General features: G+C 74.5%; 3 protein-coding genes and 2 pseudogenes. 1 reads left to right on the top strand and 4 read right to left on the bottom strand.

Annotated features, from left to right (window positions below):
- The coding region (locus KME75_RS39815; protein WP_246633730.1) for an ABC transporter ATP-binding protein at positions 1-1,866 on the bottom strand (1,866 nt) is incomplete at its 3' end.
- 63 nt (positions 1,867-1,929) lie between these two features.
- On the opposite strand from KME75_RS39815, the pseudogene KME75_RS39810 reads away from it, so the two are divergent.
- Positions 1,930-2,747 (top strand): annotated as a pseudogene (locus tag KME75_RS39810) (aldo/keto reductase).
- Positions 2,748-2,823: 76 nt separating this feature from the next.
- On the opposite strand, the gene KME75_RS39805 reads toward KME75_RS39810, so the two are convergent.
- From KME75_RS39805 to KME75_RS39795, 3 genes and pseudogenes are all read right to left on the bottom strand, one after another.
- A complete protein-coding gene (locus KME75_RS39805) occupies positions 2,824-3,642 on the bottom strand; it encodes an ABC transporter permease (RefSeq protein WP_219420171.1) in 819 nt (272 codons plus the stop codon).
- Positions 3,642-4,613 carry an ATP-binding cassette domain-containing protein gene (locus tag KME75_RS39800; RefSeq protein WP_219420170.1) on the bottom strand — a complete coding sequence of 324 codons (972 nt, stop codon included), beginning with the start codon at positions 4,611-4,613 and terminating at the stop codon, positions 3,642-3,644. Before KME75_RS39800 ends, KME75_RS39805 begins: the two co-directional genes overlap by 1 nt.
- Positions 4,614-4,667: 54 nt before the next feature.
- Positions 4,668-5,146: pseudogene (locus KME75_RS39795) on the bottom strand (hypothetical protein); the annotation flags it as partial.

The following is a 5,146-nucleotide window of genomic DNA, read 5'->3' as shown; positions in this document are numbered from 1 at the left end:
GGCCGCCTCGCCCGCCCGCGGAGCGGCCGCCGCGGTGGCGGGCGGTTCGGGCCACAGCTCGGGGGTGACGCCGTCGGCCGAGGGGACGGCGGGTGCGGCGTGGGACGGCTCGTCCACCGCCAGCAGCTCGCGGAAGAGCGCGCAGCGGGCGGTGAGCTCCGCCTCGGCGCCGACGTCGACCACCCGGCCCGCGTCGAGCACCGCGATCCGATCGGCGAGCGCGAGCGTGGAGCGGCGATGGGCGACGAGCAGGGTGGTGCGCCCCGCCATCAGGGCCCGCAGCGTGTCGTGGATGGCCGCCTCGGTGGCCGCGTCGACGGCGGAGGTGGCGTCGTCGAGCACCAGAACCCGGGGATCGGTGAGCACGGCGCGCGCGAGCGCGATGCGCTGGCGCTGCCCGCCGGACAGCGTGAGACCACGCTCGCCGACGAGCGTGTCGTAGCCGTCGGGCAGCTCCTCGACGAACGACTCCACCTGGGCCGCCCGCGCCGCGGCCCGCACCTCCTCCTCGGTGGCGTCGGGCCGGCCGTAGGCGATGTTGGCCCGGATGGTGTCGGAGAACAGGAACGCCTCCTCGAACACCACCCCGAGCTCGCTGCGCAGGTCGGACAGCCGCAGCTGCGGCAGCGGGACGGCGCCCAGCCGCAGCTCGCCTTCCTGAGGGTCGTAGAAACGCGGGAGCAACAACGCCACGGTGGACTTGCCGGAGCCCGCCGTGCCGACCAGCGCGAGCGTCTCCCCCGGCGCCACGCGCAGCGAGACGTCGTCGAGCACCGGCTCGCGTCGGGAGTAGCCGAACGTGACGCCGCACAGCTCCACCGACAGCGGCCCGTCGGGCAGCGTGGCGGGCGCATCCCGGTCGACGACATCGGGCTGCGAGTCGATGAGGTCGTGGACGCGCTCGACGCCCGCGCGGGTGAGCTGCGCGCTCACGACGAGTGAGCCCAGCATCCGGGCGGGCCCGATGAGCTGGGCGACGTAGGTGGTGAACGCGAGGAACGTGCCGAGCGTGATCGAGCCGTTCAGCGCCAGCCAGCCGCCGAACCCGATCACACCGACCTGGCCGAGCGTGGGCAGCGCGAGCAGCGTGGGGTTGAGCCGGGCGGTGAGCCGGGCCGCGCGCATCCGCTCGGCGAACAGTCGGCCCGCCCTCGCCCGCAGGCTGCCGACCTCGCGCTCCTCCTGCCCGAACCCCTTGACGACCCGGACGCCGGTGACCGTCTCCTCCACCTGCTGGGCGACGTCGGCGGCCCGCTGCTGGGCCGACCACGTGGCCGGGAACAGGGTGGCCCTGGCCTTGAGCGTGATCCACCCCGCGCCGGGGAGGAGAACCAGCGCGACGAGCGTGAGCAGCGGCGACAGCCACAGCATCGCGCCGATCGACACGACGACCAGCGCCAGCGCGCCCAACGTGAGCGGCACCATCGACAGCAGCGACTGCACCAGCTGCAGGTCGGTGATCGCGCGCGAGACGACCTGGCCGGTGCGCAGGGCGTCCTGCCGCTCCCCGTCGAGGCGCTGGACCGCGGCGAACACCTGGCGACGCAGGTCGTGCTGCACGTCGAGGGCGAGCCTGCCCGCGAGGTAGCGGCGCAGGAACGCCGCGCCGAACCGGACGGCGGCGAGCACGAGGAATGCGACCACCACGGCGCCGAGCACCTCGGTGGACCCCGCGACGGCGTCGTCGACGGCCACGCGCGTGAGCAGCGGACCGACCGCCTCCAGGCTGACCCCGACCACCGACGCCAGCAGTGCGGCCGCGGCGACCCCGCGGTGGCGCAGGCAGGCGCGGACGAGCTTGCGGATCCAACCGGGTTGCCCTGGTGGGGCGGCGGAGACGACGGGGGAGGCGGGCACGGGTTCCAAGGTATGCCGTCACACCGACAGTCCGCGGGGAAGATCGGTCGTCCGCCGATCGTTGAACGTCGTATGACTCGCGTACCCACGATCGAGCTGAACAACGGCGTGACCATCCCGCAGCTGGGCTTCGGGGTGTTCCTGGTGCCGCCCGGGGAGACCGAGGCGTCGGTAACCACGGCACTGGAGACCGGCTACCGGCACATCGACACCGCCCGGCTCTACGACAACGAGCAGGAGGTGGGCGCGGCGATCGCCGCGACGAGCTGTTCGTCACGACGAAGCTGTGGAACAGCGACCAGGGCCACGACAAGGCGCTCGCCGCATTCGACGCAAGCCTCGAGCGGCTGGGCCTCGACCACGTCGACCTGTACCTGATCCACTGGCCCGCCCCGGCCGCCGACCGGTACGCCGACACCTGGCGGGCGCTGGAGAAGATCGCCGCCGAGGGCCGGGCGCGCGCGATCGGCGTCTCGAACTTCCAGGTCGCGCACCTGCAGCGGCTGATCGACGAGACCGGCACCGTCCCGGCGATCAACCAGGTCGAGCTGCACCCCAACCTCGTCCAGGCCGACCTGCGCGCCTTCCACGCCGAGCACGGCATCGTGACCGAGGCGTGGAGCCCGCTGGCCCGCGGCGCCCTGCTGCAGGACCCGGCGATCGCCCGGATCGCCGAGAAGCACGGCAAGAGCCCGGCGCAGGTGATCCTGCGGTGGCACCTGCAGATCGGCAACGTCGTGATCCCCAAGTCGGTGACCCCGAGCCGGATCGCGGAGAACTTCGACGTGTTCGGCTTCGAGCTGGACGCCGAGGACGTCGCCGCGGTCAGGGCGCTGAACACCGACACCCGGGTCGGCCCGGACCCGGACGAGATGAACCGGGACGTCTGACCGGCCCCCGTTGCAGCAAAGCCACTTTCCTGCCACGCCGTTGCGTGAAAGTGGCTTTGCTGCAATCCGGCGGGCCCTATGTGACGTCCCTGCGGGCGCCAACGACCCAGCCGGTGGCCGCCACCGCCGCCGTCCAGGCCGCGAGCACGAGCAGCGCGCCCCACCACGGCGGCGGGGCGGTGACCCCGGCGAAGAACTCGACGAACGTGGCGCTGTCCGCGGTCCCGACGAGCTCGCGGGCCGGCACGTCGTAGAGCGCGACGTCGCCCGCGTTGACCGGCAGGTAGCCCGTGAGGCGCCGCACCGAGAGCGACTCGGACCGGTTGAGCAGCGTGGAGATCAGCAGCTCGCCGAGCATCATGTAGACCAGCGCGGCGACGATCGCGCCCACCTGGTTGCTGACCACCGTGCCGAGCGCGGCGCCCAGCACCGACCACAGCACCGCGACGGCGGTGCCGATCAGCGTGACGGCGAGCAGCGGTCCCACGGCGGGGAACCCCGGACCCACCTGCCCCACGAGGCCCGCGAGCACGCCCACCAGCACCGTCACCAGCGCGTACAGCGCCCCGACGAACGCGCTCGCCGCCATCTTGACCAGCAGGACCGGACCGCGCCCGGAAGCGGTCAGGTAGGTGCTCGTGATCGTGCGGTGGCGGAACTCCCCCGCCGCGGCGACCACGCCGTGCAGCGCGGCGAAGACGCTGGTCATGCCGAGCGCGTAGGCGAGCGAGCCCAGCAGCAGCGGCAGCCTGCCGTCCTCCACGGGGATCGCGGCGGTGAACAGCCCGCCGAAGAGGTTGACCACCAGCGACAGCACCGCGACGGGGACGAGCAGGCCCCACCACAGCTTCGTGGAGAACGTCTTGCGGAGCTCGGCCCGCAGCAGCGCGCCCATCAGCCCGCCCGCCAGTGCGACTGGGGCGGGGGCGGAGGCTGCGCCGCCCACCGGCCCGGGCCCGGCCCGTACGGCGCGGCCGTGAGCTGGAAGAACAGCTGCTCCAGGTCGATCTTCTCCTCCACCATCCCGTACACCGCCACACCCGCGGCGAGCGCGACGTCGCCGACGTGCACCGGGTCGGACCCGGCGACGCCGAGCCTGCCGTCGGGCAACGTGTCGATCTCCAGGACGCCGGTGCGGGCCAACGCCTCGGCCAGCCGCACCGGCGACGCGCACCGGACGAGCACGCGCGCCCGCCGGGAGCCGCGCAACTGCTCGAGCGCGCCCTGGTAGACGCACCGCCCGCGGTTGATCACCACGAGGTGGTCGGCGGTCTGCTCCACCTCCGCGAGCAGGTGGCTCGACACCAGCACGCTGCGCCCCTGCCGGGCGAACCCGCGCAGGAAGGCCCGCAGCCACGCGATCCCCTCCGGGTCGAGGCCGTTGCCCGGCTCGTCGAGGATCAGCACCTGCGGGTCGCCGAGCAGCGCGGCGGCCAGCGCGAGCCGCTGCCGCATCCCCAGCGAGTAGCCGCCGACGGCGCGGTCCCCGGCGTCCGCCAACCCCACCAGCCCGAGCACGTGGTCGACCGCGGCGTCGGGCACCCCGATCGCGGCGGAGTGGACCAGCAGGTGATTGCGCGCGGTGCGGGCCGGGTGGAAGCCCTGGGCCTCCAGGACCGCGCCCACGACCCTCGCCGGGGAACCGAGCTCCCCGAACGGCACCCCGTTGATCCACGCCGCGCCCGCCGTGGGCGTGACGAGGCCCAGGACCATCCGCAGCATCGTGGTCTTGCCCGACCCGTTCGGGCCGAGGAAGCCGGTGACCGCACCCGGCTCCACGGCGAACGTCAACCCCTCGACGGCGGTGACCGGTCCGAACCGCTTGGTCAGCTCGCGGACGACGACCCGCCCGCTCCCGTCGTTCACACCGCCGATCCTGCCGCACGCGCCCGGTTCCGCAGCACGCTCACCGGCGCATGCTCACCGCTCGGCGGGCTCCGACGGCTCGGCGGTATCCGATGACGCCGACTCCGCGGGCCGGGACCCCGCGTCGTCGGAACCGCTGTCGCCGGGTGCCGGCTCGGGCGACGACGGCTGCGCAGCTACCTGCTCGCCGGCGGACGCGGCCGGTGCGGGGTCGGCAGCGGGCTTCTCGGGCTCCGCCTCGTCGGCGGGCTCGGCCACGGCCGCCTCCTCGGCGGGCCCGTCGACCGGGCGGGCCGGCTCGGCCGTCTCGGTGTCCTTACCAGCCCCGACGGACTCGGCTGCGCGGCCGGGATCCGTGGCCGCCGCCTCGGCGCGCTCGGCCGGACCCGCGGCAGCGGTCGGCTGCGCAGCGGGCACCGCGACCTGCGCTCCGTTCACGCGCGGCGCGGGCGCCGCAACGGCCGTCGACGCCTGCTCGTCGGGCCGCCGCGGCAGCGGCGCCGCCATGGCCGGGCGGAGGGGCCGGACCCGCG

The sequence above is a fragment of the Pseudonocardia nigra genome, from assembly GCF_019396355.1.
Taxonomy (GTDB): Bacteria; Actinomycetota; Actinomycetes; order Mycobacteriales; family Pseudonocardiaceae; genus Pseudonocardia; species Pseudonocardia nigra.
This window is presented reverse-complemented; position numbering and strand designations above follow the sequence as displayed.

Excerpts from the sequence above, each read along its gene's own strand:
- KME75_RS39805 (WP_219420171.1), bottom strand. The coding sequence starts at position 3,642 with ATGGGCGCGCTGCTGCGGGCCGAGCTCCGCAAGACGTTCTCCACGAAG.